Raw genomic sequence first — 19897 nt, 5'->3', positions numbered from 1 at the left:
GATGGCCTTAGCTGCGCTGCGCGCCTGGTGGGCGGATCTGTCAGGCCCGTTCGCGTACCGAACCTTCACCGTCGTCTGGCTGACCAGCCTGGCTGCCAATGTCGGCTATACGGTGCAGGGCGTGGGCGCGTCCTGGGCGATGGCGTCGATGGCGCCGACGCCGACGATGGTGGCGCTGGTCCAGACCGCGGCTAGCGTGCCGATCGCCCTGTTCGCATTGCTGTCCGGCGTGGCGGCCGACGCCTGGGACCGCCGCGCGGTGATGCTGGCGTCGCAGGCGCTGGTGTTCGCCGTCGCCGCGGCCTTGACCGGCTTCAGCGCCGCCGGCTATCTGGCGCCGGCGATGATTCTGGCCTGCACCTTCCTCAATGGCTGCGGCGCGGCCTTGTTTCAGCCGACCTGGCAGTCGTCGGTGGCCGAACAGGTGCCGCGCAGCCAGCTGTCCGCCGCGATCGCCCTGGACAGCTTTTCCTTGAATTTCGCGCGCGCCGCCGGGCCGGCGTTCGGGGGACTGATCGTGGCCAGGTTCACCCCTGGCGCGGCGTTCTTGATCAGCGCACTGGCCGGCGCGGTGATGATCGCGGCGCTGTTGTCGTGGAAACGGCCGCCGCCGCGCCGGCACCCGCGCGAGAAGCTGTTGGCGGCGCTGGCCGGCGGCGTCGCTTATTGCTGGCGCGCGCGGCGGATGCGCGACGCGCTGTTCCGCAGCGCGCTGTTCGGTTTTCTCGGCAGCCCGGTCTGGGCGTTGCTGCCGCTGTTCGCCAAGCAGCAGTTCGGCGGCGCCGCCGGCACCTACGGCATGCTGCTGGCGGCATTCGGCGTCGGCGCCACCGCCGGCGCGCTGGGCGGAGCCGCGCTGCGGGCGCGCCACGCCAAGGAAACGGTGGTGCGCGGCGGCGCTTTCGCCTTTGGCCTGGGCATTATCGCCGCCGCCGTGAGCCCGGCGCTGCCGGGCACGCTGCTGGGCCTGTCCGTCGCCGGCGCCAGCTGGGTGGCGTCGGTGTCCACTTTCAATCTTTCGATTCAAACCGGCGCGCCCGACCGGCTGGCGGGCCGGGCATTGTCCCTGTTCCATTCCTGCATCATCGGCGGCATGTCGCTGGGCAGCTTCGCCTGGGGCTGCGTGGCGGAGCCGCTCGGCGTGGGGGCGGCGCTGCTGATGTCGGGCCTGTTGATGTCGGCGTCGTGCCTGCTGGGCTGGCTGCTGCCGCTGGCGGAGGCGGACGAGCCGGACGCGGTCCTGGCGGTGAGCGGCGCCGGCGGAATGGACGGCCACTGCAAATGAACAAGAGCGAAGCGATGAAGACGATTGCGATTATCGGCGCCGGTTTTTGCGGCGCGACTCTGGCGGCGCGGCTGTTGCGGCAGCCGCCGGCCACGCCGCTGCGGGTGGTGCTGATCAATCGGTCCGGGCCGATGGCGCGCGGCGTGGCGTATGGCAGCCGCACCGCGACCCAGGTGCTGAACGTGCCGGTGGGCAGGATGGACGCGCTGTCGGAGCGGGGCGACGGGTTTTACCGTTATGTCCGCCAGCGGATCGCCGACGCCGCGCCCGGCAGCTTCGTCGCGCGCAGCCTGTACGGCGATTACCTGGAGCAGCTGTTGCGGGACGCCGAGCGCGACGCGCCGGCGGGCGCGAGCTTGCGCACCGTGGTTGGCGGCGTGGCGGCGTTGCGGCCGCGCGCCGATGGCGAGGGTGCGCGCTTGACGCTGGATGATGGCAGCGTGCTGGACGCCGACCGGGTGGTGCTCTGCGTCGGCAACTACGCGCCGCTGGATCCGCCCATCGCGGCGGCGCAGCGCGGGTTTTACGCCAGCCGCCGCTACATCCGCGACCCCTGGGCGCCGGGCGCGCTGGCGCGTGTCGCGCCGGAGCGGCCGGTGCTGGTGATAGGCAGCGGCCTCACCATGCTGGACATCCTGCTGGAGCTGCGCGAGCGCGGCCATCGCGCGCCCATCCACGCGATATCGCGCCGCGGCCTGGCGCCGCAGGCGCACCGGGCGCTGGACAACCCGCCGCATTACGACGAGTCGCTGTTGCACGCGATGCTGAGCGAGCCGACCGCGCGCAATTACCTGAGCCTGGTGCGCGGCGCGGCGGCCCGCCATGCGCGCGGCGGCGGCGACTGGCGCGACATCGTCGGCGGCTTGCGCGCCCGCACCCCGGAGCTATGGCAGGCCTTGCCGCTGTCGGAGCGGCGCCGCTTCCTGCAGCGGCTGCGGCCGTTCTGGGAGGTGCATCGGCACCGCTGCGCGCCGCAACTGGGGGAAAGGCTGCGCGCCGAACTGGCGAGCGGCTCGCTGCGCCTGCTCGCCGGCCGGGCCATCGCCTACCGCGAGACCGACGACGGCGTGGAGGCGACGCTGCAGCCGCGCGGCGGCGGCGAGGCGCTGCGCCTGCAAGTGGGGGCGGTGATCAATTGCACCGGCCCGCGCGGCGATGTCCGCCGGCTGGACGAGCCGCTGCTGGACAGCCTGCAAGCCGACGGCCTGCTGGTGCCGGACGCGCTCGGCCTGGGGTTCGAGCTGGACGAGCGCTACGCGCTGCGCGACAGCGCCGGCGTCGCTTCCCGCTGGCTGCACTACGTCGGCCCTTTCCTGAAGGGCCGTTACTGGGAGGCGACCGCGGTGCCGGAATTGCGCGTTCATGTCGCGCGGCTGGCCGAGGCCTTGAGCCTGGACTGCGGCGATGAAACGCGGCTGCGGCAGCCGGCGCAACCGGCAAGCGCGTGAGCGCCGCCGACGACATTTTCCGAAGAGCGGCGATGAATTCAAGAATAGAGATGAGAGAGCCGATGCCGGCGCGGGAGGAAGCCCCGCCGGCGGACGCGGCCTGGACGCCGTTGCGCGCCGGCGCCGACGGCGTGCCGCGCGCCTGCGACATGACCGCGGACGACTGGCTGCTGGCTTACGACGTCGATGCCCAGCTGGCCGACGGCGGCGCGCCGGCAGCCGCCGGCCTGGAAAGCGCGCTGCGGGAGATCTGGCAGTCGGTGCTCGGCGTCGAGGGACTATCGGCGACCGACAATTTCTTCGCCGCCGGCGGAGACTCCATCGCCTCGGTGCAACTGGCGGCGCAGGCGCGCGCCAAGGGCATAGCCTTGTCGGCGCAAGACCTGCTCCGCCACCAGACCATCGCGGCGCTGGCTGCGAGCGCCAGCCAGGCTTCGCCCGAACGGCAGCCCAGCCAGGGGCGGTTGGCGCTGCGGCCCGCGCAGCTGGCGGCGCTGGATGGCGGCGCGGTGAGCCGCCGGTTGCTGCAAGTGCCGGAAGAGATGGACGAGCGTTTTCTGCAGGCCTGGCTGCGGGCGCTGCATGCCGGCCACGATGCGCTGCGGCTGCGGTTTGCGCGCCAGGGCGGCGAATGGCGCGCGGAATTCCGCGCCGATGCCGACGCGCTGGCGCGCGAGGCGCGGGATGGCCGCGCGGCGTCGTCGATGCCGCCGCAGCCGCAGGCCGATGCCGGTCCCGTGTTGATGGCGGCGCTGGAAAAGGGGCGCGATGGCGCGCGGCTATGGCTCAGCGCCCGGCAGGCGGCGGTGGATGCCGCATCGTGGCGCACGATTCTGGCCGACCTGCGCGCGGCCTTCGACGAATGGCGGCGGCGCGGCGCCATTTCCGCGCGCGGCGCAGCCGGGTTTGGCCGCTACCAAGAGTGGTGTGAGAAGCGGGAAGGCGAGCCGCGGCAAGCAGCTTGGCCGGCGGCGGGCGGCGAATGGGTCTTAGCGCCGGTTGCCGAGCTGGATGCGGCGCGCAGCGCCGCCATGCTGGAGAGCGGTTTGCGCAAGCATCGGGCGCGGCCGGAGGAGCTGTTGCTGGCGGCCGCGCTGTTGGCGGCTTGCCGCTGGTCGGGCGAGAGGGCGCTTACTCTGCGGCTGGCGCAAGATGGCCGCGCGGCCGACGCCGAGCTGGCGGCCACGGTCGGCCAGTTCGATGTCGAACGCGGTTTGACGCTGGCGCTGGCGGCCGGCGAGCTTGCGCCGGGGGCGGCGATCCTGGCGGCCAAGGAAGGCTGCCGCGCGCAGACCCAAGAGCTGGGCGACGCTGGCCGAACCGCGCGCCTGGCATTCCGTTACGACGGCGATTTCGACGCGCCGGCAGCGGCGCGCGCCGGCATCGCGCGGCTGGCGCTGCCGAACGACGATGACGACGCCGGCGGGCCGCCGTTGCGGCTGCGCGGCGAGCGGCGCGACGGCTGCCTGCGGCTGACGCTGAGCTGCCGCGCGGCGGCCGTGCCGGCGCAAGGGCTGGACGCGCTGGCGGCGCGGCTGGACGAGGCGCTGCGCGAACTGGCGGAGCACTGCGCCGACCCGGCGCAAGCCGCCAGCCTGAGTCCGTCCGACTTCCCCGGCCTGGGCCTGACGGCGGCCGAACTGGCCGGCTGGCGTCAACGCTTTCCGGCGCTGGAGCAGCTGAGCCCGGCCACCGGCATGCAGATCGGCATGGTTTTCCACAGCCAATTGCCCGGCCATGCCGACGCTTATACCAACCAGGCCTATCTGACCCTGGAGGGCGAGCTGGATGCCGGCTGGTTCCGCGAGGCTTGGCGCATCGTCATCGAACGCCACCCGGCGCTGCGCGCCGGCTTCGTCGGTTTCGAGCGCGAGCAGCCGCTGCAGCTGGCGGTGGCGGCGCCGGCGCTGGACTGGCGCGAGGAAGACCTCCGCGGGCAGGCGCCGGACGCGTTCGAGCGCTGGCGCCAGGCCGATCGCCAGACGCCGTTCGATTTCGGGCGGCCGCCGTTGATGCGCTTCCTGCTGGCGCGGGTGGACGAGCAAAGCCATCGTTTCTGCTGGACCCATCACCACAGCATCATCGACGGCTGGAGCGTGACGCTGGTGTGGGACGAGGTGTTCGAGGCTTACCGCGCCTTGCGGGCAGGGCAGGAGCCGGCGCTGCCGCCGGCGCCGTCTTTCGCCGAGGCGGCGTTCTGGCGGCATGGCCAGCCGCGGGAAGAGGGCTTGCGCTACTGGCGCGAGACGCTGGCCGGCATCGGCCCGCGCGCGGCGCTGCGGATAGAGCAGCCGGGCCTGCCGCCGCTGGGCGGCGAGGCGTCCAAGTCGCGGCGCCGGCTGAGCGAGCAGGCGACCCGCCGGCTGACGGAGATGGCGCGCGCCGGCCAGACGACGCTGGCCGCGACGATGCAGGCGGCCTGGGCGTTGCTGCTGGCGCATTACAGCGGCCAGTCCGACGTGGTTTTCGGCGTGACTTCGGCGGGGCGGACCATCGATCTGCCCGGCGTCGAGCGCATCGTCGGGCCGCTGATCAACACCGTGCCCGCCCGATTTGCGCTAGATCCCGGCGCCAGGCTGGGCGACTGGCTGCGGACCGTGCGCGACATGCATCTGCTGCGCGACCGGCATGCCAGCATCGACCTGATCGACATCCAGCGCCAGAGCGGCCTGCGCGCCGACCAGCCGCTGTTCGACAGCGTGGTGATCGTAGATAACTACCCGGCCGCCGATTACGGCGCGGCGACGGCCCTGCGCGTATCGGAACGCGGCTACGCCGGAGAAACCCATTACGGGCTCACCTTGTCGGTAATGCCCGGGGCGCGGCTGGCCTTCGACATTGAATTTGACTCATCGCGGTTTCACAAAAAGGACATTGACGCCATGGCCGATAAACTCGAATCGGTGCTTACCCGCATGCCCCAGAACCTGGCCGAGCCGCTGAGCGCGGCGGTCGGCGCCGCCGCGCGCGCTGAAGCCGCAAGCGACGCCGCCGGCCTCAGCATGGCGCGGCGCCAGGGCGACCTGCGGCTGGGACGGGATCTGGTGCCGCATCTGGTGGAAAACCACGCCCAGGACACGCCGAAGCAGATCGCGCTGATCTGCAACGAGCGCAGCTACAGCTACGAACAGTTGAACCGCGCCGCCAACCGGCTGGCCAATCACCTGCTGGAGCAGTTTCCGCAGTTGGGCGCGGACAGCCTGGTGGGCGTGCGCATCCCGCGCGGGGACAAGCTGGTCATCGCCATCCTGGCCTTGTGGAAGGCCGGCGCCGCCTATATCCCGCTCGACCCCGTCCTGCCGGCGCAGCGGGTGCGGGACATGCTGGAAACCGCCGGCGCGGCGTTCGTGATCGCCGACAGCGTCGAGGCGGCTGCCGACAACGCCGCCGCGCTGGGCATGCGCACGGTGTCTTACGACGCCGTCGAACAGTTGCCGGGGCTGGACGAGCGCAATCCGGATGTGCACATCTCCGGCAACGACCTGAGCTACGTGCTGTACACCTCGGGCTCCACCGGCAAGCCCAAGGGGGCGATGGTCGAGCATATCGGCATGCTCAACAACATCGTCAACAAGGCGATCGACTGCAAGGTGACCGAATCCAGCCGGGTGGCGCAGAACGCGTCGATGAGTTTCGACGTGTCGGTCTGGCAGATGTTCATCGCGCTGGCGCGCGGCGGCGCCACCGTGGTGTACGACGACCGCGCGGTCAACGATGTCGCCGGCCTGCTGGCGCGGCTCGCCGCCGACCGGGTCACCGTGCTGGAAGTGGTGCCGACCTATCTGTCGGTGCTGGTCGAGCATATCGAGGACAAGCACCCGGGCGGGCTGGCGCTGAGCGTCCAGTACCTTTTGGTGACCGGCGAGACGATAGAGGCGTCGCTGCTCAAGCGCTGGTTCAAGCTGTTCCCGCACACTCACGCGGTGAACGCCTACGGGCCGACCGAGGCGTCGGACGACATCACCCATCACCTGATGTCGGCGGGCGACGCGCTGGAGAATCCGGTGCCGATCGGCCGCGCGCTGGCCAACTTCGACGTGTACATCGTCGACGACGAATTGCGGCCGCTGCCGTACGGCGAGATGGGCGAAATCGTCGTCACCGGCGTCGGCGTCGGTCGCGGCTACGTCGGCATGGCCGGCGCCACCGCGCAGGCCTTCCTGGACAGCCCGTTCCCGGACAAGTACCGCGGCCGGCTGTACAAAACCGGCGACCTGGGCGTGATGCGGCCGGACGGCGTGCTGCTTTATCACGGCCGCAAGGACAAGCAGGTCAAGATCCGGGGTATGCGCATCGAGCTGGAAGACGTGGAGCTGGCGCTGCAGGCCTTGCCGGCGGTGCGGCAGGCGGCGGTGCTGGAAATCCGCCCGGCGGGGCGCGAGGCTTTCCTGTGCGCCTTCGCGGTGGCTCGCGCCGACGGCGAGCGCGAAGCCATCGTCGCCGAACTGAAGGAAAAACTGCCGCCCTATATGGTGCCGTCGGTCTTCCGCTTTGAAAGCGAGCTGCCGCAGCTGCCCAGCGGCAAGATAGACCGCCGCGCGCTGCTGGCCGGTTACGAAGAGACGGCGCCGCGCGCCGCCTGCGTCGAGCCGACCAACGAGGTCGAGCGCCGGCTGGCGGATATTTGGCGCGAGGTGATCGGCAGCCAGGCGATAGGCATCGGCGACGACTTCTTCGATGTCGGCGGCGACTCCTTCAAGGCGATCCGCATCGCGGCCAAGTACGGCGCGCCGCTGGAGGTCACCCATCTTTACGACTACCCGACGATAGCGGCGCTGGCCGAACATTTGGCCGGGCTGGACGGCGACGCGCAAAAGACGCTGACGCTGATAGCCGGCGATCCGGCGCAAGCCGAGGCGATGCTGCTGTGCATCGCCAATTCGGGCGGCGGACCGGTCAGCTTCATCGAGATGGGCCGGGCATTCTCCGCCGCCGGCGCGCCGCTGGCGGCATGCGCGGTGAACCTGCCGCGCAACGAGGTGGACGACGACGCCGCGATGGTGGCGGAGGTGGAGCGGCTGGCGGCGGAGGTCTGCGACGAATTGGGCCGGATGTCGTCTTTGCCGCTGATGGTGTTCGCGCAGTGCAACGGTTCGGCGCTGGCGCTCGGCGTCGTGCGCGAATGGAAGCGGCGCGGCGCCGACCTGCGCGCGCTGTGCATAGGCGGGGCCTTGCTGCGCACCGAGCCGACGCCGAAGGATGTGCGCAGCGACGAGCAGATCGTGGCCTTTCTCGGCTCCATCGGCTCCACGCTGCCGGCCGAGGCCGACGAGCGGGCGTTCTTCCTGCACGACTTCAGCTACGACTGCCACATGGCGGACAGCTACTACAACCACTTGGTGCGGGAGCGGGCCGCTGAGGCCGGCGAGCGCATCGGCGCGCCGGTGTTCTGCCTGGTGGGAACCGAGGACCCCATCGTGTCCGGCTACGCCGAGCGTTATCGCGACTGGGGCCTGCTCTCCGACGAGGTGAGCCTGATCGAGTATCCGGGCATCGGCCATTACCTGCTGCGCGATTGTCCGGCCGAACTGGCCGCCTCGCTGGCCGACATCTGGCGCCGCGTCGGCGGCAAGGAGGCGAGAAATGGCCGCTGAGCTGCCGAAACTGGCGTTCGTGCATATTCCCCGCACTGCCGGCACCGCGTTCGGCCATGCGCTGGACCAGCTGTACCAGGGCCGCCGGACGGCGAAGTTCTACGCCGACGAGGAGGTCAAGGTGGCCAATGGCAAGATCGAGGCCTTCTGCCGGCTGGATGGCGCGGACAAGCAGGGCTTCGATCTGCTGCGCGGCCATTTCGTCCACGGCTTCGACCCGGCGCTGCGCGGCTTCGACTACGTCGCGCTGCTGCGCGAGCCGGTGCGGCGGCTGATTTCCTATTACTTCTACGCGCTGAAGGACAAGCGCAACTACCTGCATTCCTATCTGCTGAAGCGGCGGCTGGGCCTGGAGCCCTTCCTGCTCAGCGACGCCAGCATAGACCTGGACAACTACCAGGTGCGGGCGATATCGGGCGCGCAATTCGCCTCGGTGCGCGAACCGGTGTCGCAGCGGCATTGTGACGAAGCCAAGCGCAAGCTGGCCGAGGAGTTCGCCGCCTTCGGCCTGACCGAGCGCTTCGACGAGTCGATGGTGCGCTTCGCGCGCAAGTTCGGCTGGAACTTGCCGGCGCCCGGCAAGATGAACGCCGGCAGCTACGGCCCCGAACTGGAGCTGTCGGCCGCCTGCAGGGAGCGGGTGCTGGAGAAGAATCGTTTCGACGTCGAGCTGTACCAGTTCGCCTGCCGCCTGTTCGAGGCCGGCGGCGCGGCGGCGGAACAGGCCGGGATACCCATTGCACAGGAGAGGACAGAAGATGGCTACGCTTGAAATTCGCCCGCTCAGCGGCACCATAGGCGCGGAAGTGCGCGGCTGCGACGTCAGCCTGACGCCGTCGCCGGAGTTGGCCGGCGAAATCCGCCGCGCGCTGCTGCAATACAAGGTGCTGCTGTTCCGCGGCCAGCCGGCCTTGTCGATGGCGCGGCAGATCGCCTTCGCCCAGGCTTTCGGCGAGATCGAGACCGAGTTCCCGTCGTTCGCGCCCAAACTGGCCGAGAACCCGGAAATCACGCTGTTCGACAGCCGCAACGGCAGCGGCCGCGCCGAAATGTGGCATACCGACCTGACGGTGTCGGAGACGCCGACCGCTTTCGGCGTGCTGTGCGTGAAGGAGCGTCCGGCGCGCGGCGGCGACACGATGTGGGCGGATTCCGAGGCCGCCTACGCCTCGCTGTCGCCCGGCATGCGCGCCTTTCTGGAAGGCCAGCGCGCGGTGCACGACATGTACTCGCCGGAGTACGCCGCGCGGCCGGGCGGCAACAAGCGCACCGATCTCGACATGTCGCGGATTTCCCGCGCCGAGCATCCGCTGGTGCGGGTCCATCCGGAAACCGGCCGCAAATGCCTGTTCGTCAATCCCTTCTTCACGTCCCACATCGTCGGCTTCAGTTCGGAAGAGAGCGCCAACATCCTCAACTTCCTGTACGCCCGGATGGAGCGGCCGGAGTTCATCGTCCGCTGGCATTGGTCGGAAGGCGATGTCGCGATGTGGGACAACCGCTGCACCACCCACGTGGCGGTCAACGACTACGGCGACGCGCATCGGCTGGCGCAGCGGGTGTGCGTGAAGGGCGACGCGCCGTTCGGCGTGGGCGAAGCCCGGCGCGCCGCGCTGGAAACGGCCTGACGGCCGGCGGCGCCGCCGCGGATAAAGAGCGGCCGGGCATCGCGCCGGCCGCGTGGTTTTCACTCACTTCAATATGGGTAGCAAGATGTCGAACCAAGCAGGCGTGGCAGTCGTTGACTTCAATGGATCGATATTCCTCGAATCCAGCAATGTGCGGGCGCAGGCCAATCGGTTGAATTGGCGCTCCGAGGTGTTGATGGGCCGCAACCCCGATTGTTTCAAGGGCAAGCGCGTGCTCGACCTGGCCAGCCATGACGGCCGCTTCATGCACGCGGCGCTCAAGCACGGCGCCAGCAAGGTGATAGGGGTGGAGGCGCGCGAAGAGCACGTGATCCACGCGCGCCACAATCTGAGCCGCGCCGGACACGCGCCGGACAGCTACCAGGTGCTGTGCGGCGACCTGGTCGAGCACCTGAAGCAGATCGAGACCGGTTCGGTGGACACCGTGCTGTGCTTCGGCGTGTTCAGCCACCTGATCGAGCAGGTGGAGATCATTCGCGAGATCCGCCGCATCGCGCCGGGCGCCTTCATTCTGGACACCTGGGTGGCGAAGGAGCAGTGGAACCTGCGCGAGCGGCTGCGCAACCACAAGGTCAACCTGTGGGTGCGCGACACCCAGCAGGGCGGCGACCGCGGCCTGTCCTTGCTGGCGCGCTTCAAGCGGCTGATGGCCAGCGTGTTGCCGGGGCCGGGCAGCAAGGTGGGCAGCATGGTGCTGCTGTACGAGGACCCGCAGGCGCCGGGCGCGACGGTGCGCCCCAGCGGGCTGATGGCCTGGGCCAACCGCTCGGCGCTGGAAATGCTGTTCGAGCACTTTGGCCTGGAGCATGCGCGGGTGGACTGGATGGCGCAGCGGGTCAGCGACTGGACCGACCTGGAAGACTACCGCAACGGCTCGCGCGAGAGCTGGGTGGTGCGGCCGGGACGCCGCGCGTCCTGAAGCGTTTGCCGCGCCCGCCGGGCGCGGCGCTTGAAAGAGCGATGGCATGAGAAAGATATACCTGCGCCGCGTGAGCGGCGTGACGCATGGCGAGAGCACCAGGATGGTGCGGCCGGACGATTTCGCCAGCGATATCATCGCCGCGGTGGATGCGGCGGCGCAGATAGAGGACTTCGGCCGCTACCTGCCGCTATGCGTGGACTGGCGCGCCGAGCGCCTGCGCTACAGCCGCTGGGAGGACGCGTCGCCGCTGTCGGACGCGCCGTTCCTGTACCAGCGGCAGCGGCGGCAGGCGGCCATGCTGGCCGACATCCCGTTCGAGCGGCTGCCTGAGCTCGGGCAGGCCGAAGGCATGACGCCGACCTTCATTTTCTCGATCGGCCGCTGCGGCTCCACGCTGCTGTCCAGGATGCTGGCCGCGGTCGGCGAGCAGGCGGTGTCGGAGCCGGACGCGCTGACCAATATCGCCCTGGTCGACAACGCCGAACAGGGCCGGCAGGCGGCCGAGGCGGGCGAGCTCATCGTGCGCAGCTGCGTCGAGGCGTTGCGCCGCGCCTGCGGCCCGTCGCCGGTGATCAAGCTGAGGGCGGTGTGCAATCTGGCGGCGGCGGCGTTTGTCCGCGCGCTGCCCAACGCCCGCTATGTGTTCATGTTCCGCGGGCGGGAGGACTGGGTGCGTTCCTATTCGCGCGCGTTCGGCGACAGCGCGGCCGAGCTGGAGGCCCTGCTGCGGCAGTCGGCGCAGGCGTTTCAGCACCTGCGCGCGGCCGGGGCCGAGCCGGAGCTGGTGTGGTACGAGGACCTGCTGGCCGACCCGGCCGCCGCGCTGCGGCGCATCTTGCCGCACCGCGCCGACCTGGCGGCGTTCGAGGCGCCATTGGCGGAGGCCTTGCGCGCCGACGCGCAGCAAGGCTCCATCCTGGCGCGCTCGACGCTGGCGGCGCGCCCGGTGGCGGATGGCATCGTCGAGGAGTTCGAGGATTTGTGGCGGCAGTCGCGGCCGGAAGGCTTGTTGCGGGAGGCGGGGCTCGCGCGCCTGCTGTGAGGGCGGGCCGGCTTGGAAGCTGGCCGGCGGAAAAGCAAAAAGCCAGCTCGGAGAGCTGGCTTTTTGACTGCGCTGGTGGCGAATCAGGGACTCGAACCCCGGACCTGCGGATTATGATTCCGTCGCTCTAACCGACTGAGCTAATTCGCCGCGAGAAATCGCTTGCGCGTTTTCTCATCAAACTGTGGTGGCGAATCAGGGACTCGAACCCCGGACCTGCGGATTATGATTCCGTCGCTCTAACCGACTGAGCTAATTCGCCACATTTCGATGCCTTCGCACCGAGACGCGAACTATACTTAGGCCCCCTCGGGCTGTCAAGCGCCTTTTGCGAGATTGTGGCGAAGCCTCACAGCGTGTAGCAGCGGTCGCCGCGGGCGAAGCCCTGCCAGTCTATGTCCACGCCCTTGCCGAAGCCTATCGCCTTGAAGGTTTCGCCCATTTCCTGCGGCGACAGCAGCCGCTGCACGGCCTTGGCCACCGGCAGGTAGGCCTTGACGTCGTTGGGATCCAGCCGCTGCAGCACCTCGACGATGCCGCAGTTAAGCAGGAACTGCGCCTGGCTGGCGTAGCCTATCAGGTCCAGCCCGGCGTCGATGCCGCTTTGCGCGACCGCGCTGAAGTCGACGTGGCAGGTCAGGTCCATCAGGCCGGGCAGGTAGAACGGGTCCTGCACCGTGTGGTGGCGGTAGTGGCCCAGCAGCGTGCCCATGCTGCGCTCCGGGTGATAGTACTCGGACGCGGCGTGGCCGTAGTCGATCAGCAGGATGGCGCCGCGACTCAGCGCGCCGGCCACGGTGGCGACGAAGGCGCGGTTGGCCAGGCTGATTTCGGTTTCGTAGCGCGGAATGTCCGGCACCAGCTGCGCGGCCAGCTCGGCCAGCCGGGCGTCGGCGAAGTCGCGGTCCTCGTAGGCCAGCGCGCCGTCGCGGACGGTGACGCCGCGCTGGCGCAGCCGGCGGCTTTCATCGCGGAACACCATTTCGCAGGGCATCGCGTCCAGCAGCTCATTGCCGATGACGACGCCGTCGATCGCGTCCGGCAGGCGGCTGGCCCATTCGACGCGGTCGGCCAGGTGAGGCAGCGCGGCGCGGATGTTTTGCCGTTGCCGCTCGATCAGGTCCGGCGACAGGTCTAGGATCACGTATTTTTGCGGCAGGCAGCCCAGCGCCTCCAGCTCGGCGAGCACGTCTATCGCCAGCTTGCCGGTGCCAGCGCCGAATTCGTAGATCGCGCCGGCGGTCTGCGGCAGCAGCTCGGCCAGCTGGCGCGCCAGCGCCTGGCCGAACAGCGGCGTCAGCTCCGGCGCGGTGATGAAGTCGCCGGCCTCGCCCAGCTTGCTGCTGCCGGCGGCGTAATAGCCCATTCCCGACGCGTACAGCGCCAGTTCCATATAATGCGAAAAAGGTATCCAGCCGCCGGCGTCGGCGATGGCCTGGCTGATGCGGCCGCTCAGGGCCTGGCTGATGGCCAGCGCCTCGGGGCTGGCGGCGGGTAGGGTGCTCATGGTGGTCGTCCTGCTACAATGTGGCGCGATTGTGGTGCAAAGCGCCGCGCCCGTGAAGAGGCAATTCTAAACGAGGAAACAATGCTGACAGAGCGACAACAAGATGAGCGCGTGATTCTGGTCACCGGCGCCGCGCGCCGGGTGGGGGCGGGCATTGTCAGGCTGCTGCATGCGCGCGGCTTGAGGCTGGTATTGCACTACCGCGGCTCGCAGGCCGATGCCGAGGCGCTGGCGGCGGAATTGAACGCGGCGCGGCCTGGCAGCGCCAAGCTGGTCCAGGCCGATCTGCTGGACACCGCGGCGCTGCCGGAGTTGGCGGCGCGCGCGCTGGCGGCGTTCGGCCGCATCGACGGCCTGGTCAACAACGCCTCCAGCTTTTCCCCGACCGAGGTCGGGCGGATAGACGAGGCCGCCTGGCACGACTTGATGGGCAGCAATTTGAAGGCGCCGCTGTTTCTCAGCCAGGCGTTGGCGCCGGAGCTGGCGCGCCGCGGCGGCGCCATCGTCGGCATCGCCGACATCCATGCGGAGCGGCCGATGGCGCGCCACGTGGTGTACAACCTGGCCAAGGCCGGCCACGCCCAGTTGATCCGCAGCCTGGCGATAGAGCTGGCGCCGGCGGTGCGCGTCAACGGCGTGGCGCCGGGCGTCAACCTGTGGCCGGAAGACGAGACGTCGTTCAGCGCCGAGGCCCGCGCCAGGATAGAGGAAACCATCCCTTTGCGGCGGGCCGGCGTGCCGGAAGACATCGCCCGGGCGGTGGCTTTCTTGCTGCTGGACGCGACGTATGTCACCGGGCAGATCCTGGCGGTGGACGGCGGCCGCGGCATCGTGTTGTGACGGTTTTGCGCCGGCATGGCTTTTGCCGGCGGGAAACGGTAAAATCGCCTGTTTTTCAATTTCTTAGCCGTACCCATGTCCGAACTGAACGCCGCGCTCGACGACAAGGCCAAGAAGGCCGCGTTTGAAGGCAACAAACTGGCCAAGCGCCTGCGCCACCATGTCGGTGACGCCATCAATGATTTCAACATGATCGAAGAGGGCGACCGCGTGATGGTCTGCCTGTCGGGAGGCAAGGACAGCTACACCCTGCTCGACATCCTGCTGGGCCTGCAGAAGTCCGCGCCGATCGACTTTTCCATCGTCGCGGTCAACCTCGACCAGAAGCAGCCGGGCTTCCCCGAGCATGTGCTGCCCGAATACCTCAAGTCCATCGGCGTCGAATACCGCATCGTCGAGGAAGACACCTATTCCATCGTCAAGCGCCTGGTGCCGGAAGGCAAGACCACCTGCAGCCTGTGCTCGCGCCTGCGCCGCGGCATCCTGTACCGCGTGGCGGACGAACTGGGCGCCACCAAGATCGCGCTGGGCCACCACCGCGACGACATCCTGCACACGCTGTTCCTGAACATGTTCTACGGCGGCAAGCTGAAGTCCATGCCGCCCAAGCTGGTGTCCGACGACGGCCGCCACATGGTGATCCGCCCGCTGGCCTACTGCCGCGAGAAGGACATCGAACGTTACGCCCAGCTGCGCGAATTCCCGATCATTCCGTGCAATCTGTGCGGCTCGCAGCCCAATCTGCAGCGCCAGGTGGTGAAGGAGATGGTCAACGACTGGGACAAGCGTTTCCCCGGCCGCGTCGAGAGCATGTTCCGCGCGCTGCAAAACGTCGTTCCGTCGCATCTGGCCGACACCAAGCTGTACGATTTCGCGTCCTTGACGACCGGCGACGCGCCGTTCGCCGGCGGCGATACCGCCTTCGACAAGGAAGAGTTCCGCGATCCGGCGCCGCACGAGGACGACGCGGCCGAGGCCGCGCCCAAGAAGCGCACCATCAGCATTCTGGACTCGCGCAAGCCGGAGGGCAGCGGCTGTGGCGCGTAGGGCGCTGCACCCGTTCCGCCGCCGCGTGAGGCCGGCGGTGGAGGCGATGCCGGAGGTGGAAATCTCGGAAGAGGGCAATATCCGCTCGCTGCACCTGGGGTCGGAAACCATCCAAAGCTCGATGGATCTGGACGATCCGCCGGAGCTGGTGCTCAGCTACAGCCGCGCGATGATGGGTTTCCTGCTGTGGAACGACGATCCCAAGCATATCCTGCAGATCGGCCTGGGCGGCGGATCGTTCGCCCGCTTCATCGACGAATACCTGCCGGACGCGGTCAGCGTGGCGGTGGATATCAATCCGCAGGTGATCGCGGTGGCGCGCGCCTTCTTCCAGTTGCCGGAGGAGGGCGATTTCTTCGAGATCGTCGAGGCCGACGGCGCCGACTATGTGAAAATTTTCCGCGGCTCCACCGACGCCATCCTGGTCGACGGTTTCGACGGCCTGCAGATCGTCGACGCGCTGACCACCGAGGACTTCTTCGAGGACTGCAAGCGGGCCTTGAGCCCCAAGGGCGTGTTCGTCACCAACTGGTGGAGCGGCGACAAGCGCTATCAGGCTTTCATCGAGCGTTTGTTGAACGTTTTCGAGGGCCGGGTGATCGAACTGCCTGCGGCCACCCATGGCAATGTCGCGGTGATCGCCTTCCGCCAGAGCCCGAGCCTGACGCAGTGGGAGGCGCTGAAAAAGCGCGCCGACGAGCTGGAATATCGCTTCGGCCTGGAGTTCGGCGAGTTCGTCAACCGCATCAAGCAGACCAACCAGCAGACCGCCGGCCACTTGCTGATCTGAGCGGCGGGCGGAATCCGGCGCGGAATCGTCGATGCGGTTACGTTTGCTTACCCAAAAACCGCGGCGACGGAGCGTATAATGGCCAGTTGCGCGCGCTTTGGGCGCTGTTGCGGGCTTAGGCTCCGGCGGCGGCGTCGCCGGGCGGCATCGAAGCTGGCGCAGTACCGAGTTACCGGGCGGCAGACGGGCGTCTGCCGCTCAAGCTTTTACATCCTGTTGGGACATTCATCGTGATCAAGCAGCAACTGCTCAATCGTATCGCGGACAAATCCGCTGTGATCGGCATCGTGGGCCTGGGCTATGTCGGCCTGCCCCTGATGCTGCGTTTCGCCGAAGTCGGCTACAAGGTGCTGGGTTTCGACATCGACCAGAGCAAGGTCGATGCCCTGATGGCCGGCAAAAGCTATATCGAGCACATTTCCGCCGACAGCATCGCCACCGCGCTGGAGCGCGGCTTCGAGGCCACCACCGACTTCAGCCGCGTGCCGGAAGCCGATACCCTGATCCTGTGCGTGCCGACGCCGCTGAACAAGTACCGCGAGCCCGACCTCAGCTTCGTGCTGGACACCATGGACAGCCTGGTGCCCTACCTGCGCGAAGGCCAGCTGGTGTCGCTGGAATCCACCACCTACCCGGGCACCACCGACGAAGAGCTGCTGCCGCGGATGGAGTCGCGCGGCCTGAAGGTCGGCGACAACGCCTTCCTGGTGTTCTCGCCGGAGCGCGAGGATCCGGGCAACCCGAACTTCACCACCCGCACCATTCCCAAGGTGTGCGGCGGCGTGACCGAGGCCTGCCAGGAAATCGGCGTCGCGCTCTACAGCGCGGTGATCGACAAGGTGGTGCCGGTATCGTCCACCCGCGCCGCCGAAATGACCAAGCTGCTGGAGAACATCCACCGCGCGGTCAACATCGGCCTGGTCAACGAGATGAAGATCGTCGCCGACAAGATGGGCATCGACATCCACGAAGTGATCCGCGCCGCGGCCACCAAGCCGTTCGGCTTCGTGCCCTACTACCCGGGCCCGGGCCTGGGCGGCCACTGCATCCCGATCGACCCGTTCTACCTGACCTGGAAAGCGCGCGAATACGGCGTCAACACCCGTTTCATCGAACTGGCCGGCGAAGTGAACAGCAATATGCCCGACTACGTGGTGTCCAAGGTGGCCGCCGCGCTGAACCAGCGCAAGAAGTCCATCAACGGCAGCCGCGTGCTGGTGCTGGGCATCGCCTACAAGAAGAACGTCGACGACATGCGCGAGAGCCCGTCGGTGTTCCTGATGGAAAAACTGCGCGACCTGGGCGCCGAAGTGGCGTACAGCGATCCGCACGTGCCGGTGTTCCCGAAGATGCGCGAGCACAAGTTCGACCTGAAGAGCGTGGCGCTGAACGCCGAAACCGTGGCCGGCTACGACTGCGTGCTGCTGGCCACCGACCACGACAAGTTCGACTACGCGATGCTGAAGGCCAACGCCCAGTTGCTGGTGGATAGCCGCGGCAAGTACCTGGAGCCGGCCGAGCACATCGTCAAGGCCTGATCCATGTGGCAGCGCTTTCCCCGTCTGGGCGCGTGGCTGGCGGCAGTGGGCGGCATCGCCCTGCTGGCCGCGCTGGCGCTGGCGCCGCTGATCCGCTATTCCAAGACCCTGCTGGTGGCGGAAACGCCGCAGCAGCGCGCCGACTGGATCGTGGTGCTGGGCGGGGAGAGCGGGCAAAGGGTAATCGGCGCGGCGGAACTGTTTCATCAGGGCCGCGCGCCGTTCGTGTTTGTCAGCGGCGAGGGCGATTGCAGGCTGATCGTCAAGCGGCTGGTGATGGCGGGCGTGCCGCGCTCGCGCATCGGCTACGAGTGCCTGTCGAAAAGCACTTACCAGAACGCGCAGTTCACCCGGCATTACCTGGCCGCGCAGCAACCCAGGCGCATCACGCTGGTGACCTCGTGGTTCCATTCCTGGCGCGCGCTGGAAACCTTCCGCCAGGCCTGGCCCGGGGTGGAGTGGGGCATGCACGCGGTGTACCCCGGCGACGACCTGTACCACAGCCTGGCGCTCAATGAAGCCGGCGCGGTGCTGTCCGAATATTTGAAGATACTGGTGTATTCAGTACGTTACTGGACTTTCTGAATGTTAGTGACTCCTCCGATTACCGATCGCAAGATCCGCTTCGCCCTGGTGGGCTGCGGCCGCATCGCCAACAACCACTTCGGCTCGCTGGAAAAGCACGCCGACCGCGCCGAGCTGGTAGACGTCTGCGACATCGACCCGGCCGCGCTGCGGGCCGCTGTCGAGCGCACCGGCGCCCGCGGCCACGACAACCTCACCGCGATGCTGGCGCAGACCAACGCCGACATCGTCATTCTCACCACGCCGTCCGGCCTGCACCCGCGCCAGAGCATCGAGTGCTCGGAAGCCGGCTTCCACGTGATGACCGAAAAGCCGATGGCCACCCGCTGGGAAGACGGCCTGGAAATGGTCAAGGCGGCCGACAAGGCGCAGAAGCACCTGTTCGTGGTCAAGCAGAACCGCCGCAACGACACGCTGCAGCTGCTCAAGCGCGCGATGACGGAAAAGCGCTTCGGCCGCATCTACATGGTCAACGTCAATGTGTTCTGGACCCGTCCGCAGGAGTATTACGACGCGGCCGGCTGGCGCGGCACCTGGGAATTCGACGGCGGCGCCTTCATGAACCAGGCCAGCCACTATGTCGACCTGCTGGACTGGCTGATCGGCCCGGTTGAGAGCGTGCAGGCCTACACCGCCACTTTGGCGCGCAATATCGAGGTGGAAGACACCGGCACCGTCAGCGTCAAGTGGCGCTCCGGCGCGCTGGGCAGCATGAACGTCACCATGCTGACCTACCCGAAGAACCTGGAAGGCAGCATCACCATCCTGGGCGAAAAGGGCTCGGTGCGCGTGGGCGGCATGGCCGTCAACGAAATCCAGCACTGGGAATTCGCCGAGCCGCACGCGATGGACGACGAAATCAAGAACGCCAGCTACGCGACGACCAGCGTGTATGGCTTCGGCCACCCGCTGTACTACGACAACGTGATCAAGACCATGCGCGGCGAAGCCACGCCGGAAACCGACGGCCGCGAAGGCCTGAAGTCGCTGGAGCTGCTGATCGCGATGTACCTGTCGGCGCGCGACGGCCGCCGCGTCAGCCTGCCGCTGGATTATTGATGATGGCATCCGGCCGGCCCGACTGGGCCGGCCTTGTTACGTGGATATTGGCTAGCGATGGCTGAAGAGAAAAAAGAACCCTGGCTTAACTATTTGGCGCTCACCACGGTGATACTCGCGGTGTGCGCCACGCTGTCGACCTTCAAGGGCGGCGGCTATTCCACCCGCAGCGTCATCGCCCAGGCCCAGGCATCGGACCAGTGGGCGTATTACCAGGCCAAGGGCATCAAGGGCAATCTGTACGAGATGGAGCGCGACCGGCTGCAGTTCGAGCGCGACAACCTGCCGGCGGGCGATGCGCAGCGCCGGCGCTACGATGCGGCCATCGACCAGGCGGCCAAGCGCGCGGAGCGCTACAGTGCAGAGCGCAAGGCGATCGAAAAGAGCGCCCGCCAGCTGGAGGACGAGCGCAACCAGGCGCAGCGCCAGGGCAAGCCGTTCGGCATGGCGGTGATCTTCCTGCAGGTGGCGATCCTGATTTCGTCGATCGCCGGCCTGTTCAAGCGCAAGCGCATCTGGCTGGCGGCGTTGCCGGTGGCCGGCCTCGGCCTGGTGTATTTCGCCGACGGCTTTTTCCTGTTTTTCTGAATT

At 68.3% G+C, this 19897-nt stretch carries 15 protein-coding genes and 2 tRNA genes; 14 read left to right on the top strand and 3 right to left on the bottom strand.

All coding sequences use genetic code 11. The features are described 5' to 3' along the window. Position 1 precedes the first annotated feature (1 nt). From U6115_RS21340 to U6115_RS21310, 7 genes are all read left to right on the top strand, one after another. Positions 2 to 1285 (top strand): MFS transporter, encoded by a 1284-nt coding sequence (locus tag U6115_RS21340; RefSeq protein ID WP_065202871.1) that lies wholly within the window; start codon positions 2 to 4, stop codon positions 1283 to 1285. Continuing rightward, positions 1282 to 2733, top strand: a complete 1452-nt coding sequence (locus tag U6115_RS21335; RefSeq protein WP_219945918.1) for an FAD/NAD(P)-binding protein — start codon at positions 1282 to 1284, stop codon at positions 2731 to 2733. The genes U6115_RS21340 and U6115_RS21335 overlap by 4 nt, the downstream gene beginning before the upstream one ends. A 50-nt stretch (positions 2734 to 2783) precedes the next feature. Next, positions 2784 to 8327, top strand: a complete 5544-nt coding sequence (locus U6115_RS21330) for a non-ribosomal peptide synthetase (RefSeq protein ID WP_193603933.1) — start codon at positions 2784 to 2786, stop codon at positions 8325 to 8327. Then, entirely contained in the window at positions 8317 to 9099 is a 783-nt protein-coding gene (locus U6115_RS21325) for a sulfotransferase family protein (protein ID WP_043579458.1), read from the top strand. Before U6115_RS21330 ends, U6115_RS21325 begins: the two co-directional genes overlap by 11 nt. Next, a complete protein-coding gene (locus U6115_RS21320; RefSeq protein WP_043579461.1) occupies positions 9086 to 9955 on the top strand; it encodes a TauD/TfdA dioxygenase family protein in 870 nt (289 codons plus the stop codon). Before U6115_RS21325 ends, U6115_RS21320 begins: the two co-directional genes overlap by 14 nt. An 85-nt stretch (positions 9956 to 10040) precedes the next feature. After that, positions 10041 to 10895, top strand: coding sequence for a class I SAM-dependent methyltransferase (locus U6115_RS21315; protein ID WP_043579463.1), 855 nt, complete (start codon positions 10041 to 10043; stop codon positions 10893 to 10895). A 46-nt stretch (positions 10896 to 10941) separates the two neighbouring features. Further along, positions 10942 to 11940 (top strand): sulfotransferase family protein, encoded by a 999-nt coding sequence (locus tag U6115_RS21310; RefSeq protein ID WP_052258324.1) that lies wholly within the window; start codon positions 10942 to 10944, stop codon positions 11938 to 11940. A gap of 73 nt (positions 11941 to 12013) precedes the next feature. Here U6115_RS21310 and U6115_RS21305 read toward each other — a convergent pair. The 3 genes from U6115_RS21305 to U6115_RS21295 form a co-directional block, all read right to left on the bottom strand. Beyond that, positions 12014 to 12090: transfer RNA gene (locus U6115_RS21305), tRNA-Met, on the bottom strand. A gap of 35 nt (positions 12091 to 12125) precedes the next feature. Beyond that, positions 12126 to 12202 (bottom strand) — tRNA-Met (locus U6115_RS21300). A gap of 87 nt (positions 12203 to 12289) precedes the next feature. Continuing rightward, complete coding sequence (locus U6115_RS21295; RefSeq protein ID WP_043579465.1) at positions 12290 to 13447, bottom strand: class I SAM-dependent methyltransferase; 1158 nt, start codon at positions 13445 to 13447, stop codon at positions 12290 to 12292. 81 nt (positions 13448 to 13528) lie between these two features. Between U6115_RS21295 and U6115_RS21290 the strand changes: the two genes are divergently transcribed. The 7 genes from U6115_RS21290 to U6115_RS21260 all read left to right on the top strand — a co-directional run bounded on the left by U6115_RS21290 (position 13529) and on the right by U6115_RS21260 (position 19894). Beyond that, positions 13529 to 14287: a pteridine reductase gene (locus tag U6115_RS21290; RefSeq protein ID WP_043579467.1), complete on the top strand. Its 759-nt coding sequence runs from the start codon at positions 13529 to 13531 to the stop codon at positions 14285 to 14287. A 75-nt stretch (positions 14288 to 14362) separates the two neighbouring features. Beyond that, positions 14363 to 15334 (top strand): tRNA 2-thiocytidine(32) synthetase TtcA, encoded by a 972-nt coding sequence (ttcA, locus tag U6115_RS21285; RefSeq protein WP_043579469.1) that lies wholly within the window; start codon positions 14363 to 14365, stop codon positions 15332 to 15334. A gap of 46 nt (positions 15335 to 15380) precedes the next feature. After that, complete coding sequence (locus U6115_RS21280; protein ID WP_047236471.1) at positions 15381 to 16124, top strand: polyamine aminopropyltransferase; 744 nt, start codon at positions 15381 to 15383, stop codon at positions 16122 to 16124. A 233-nt stretch (positions 16125 to 16357) separates the two neighbouring features. After that, entirely contained in the window at positions 16358 to 17662 is a 1305-nt protein-coding gene (locus tag U6115_RS21275) for a nucleotide sugar dehydrogenase (protein ID WP_043579544.1), read from the top strand. Between the two features lie 3 nt (positions 17663 to 17665). Further along, on the top strand, positions 17666 to 18247 hold the full coding sequence (locus U6115_RS21270) for a YdcF family protein (RefSeq protein WP_043579472.1): 582 nt from the start codon (positions 17666 to 17668) through the stop codon (positions 18245 to 18247). Continuing rightward, entirely contained in the window at positions 18248 to 19306 is a 1059-nt protein-coding gene (locus U6115_RS21265) for a Gfo/Idh/MocA family protein (protein ID WP_043579474.1), read from the top strand. Between the two features lie 57 nt (positions 19307 to 19363). Continuing rightward, positions 19364 to 19894: a DUF4337 domain-containing protein gene (locus U6115_RS21260; RefSeq protein WP_043579476.1), complete on the top strand. Its 531-nt coding sequence runs from the start codon at positions 19364 to 19366 to the stop codon at positions 19892 to 19894. The last annotated feature ends 3 nt before the right edge of the window (positions 19895 to 19897 follow it).

Origin of the sequence: Chromobacterium subtsugae (assembly GCF_035919665.1) — a bacterium.
Taxonomy (GTDB): domain Bacteria; phylum Pseudomonadota; class Gammaproteobacteria; order Burkholderiales; family Chromobacteriaceae; genus Chromobacterium; species Chromobacterium subtsugae.
Note: the sequence above shows the minus strand (reverse complement) of the source record. Positions and strands in the feature narration are given on the sequence as shown.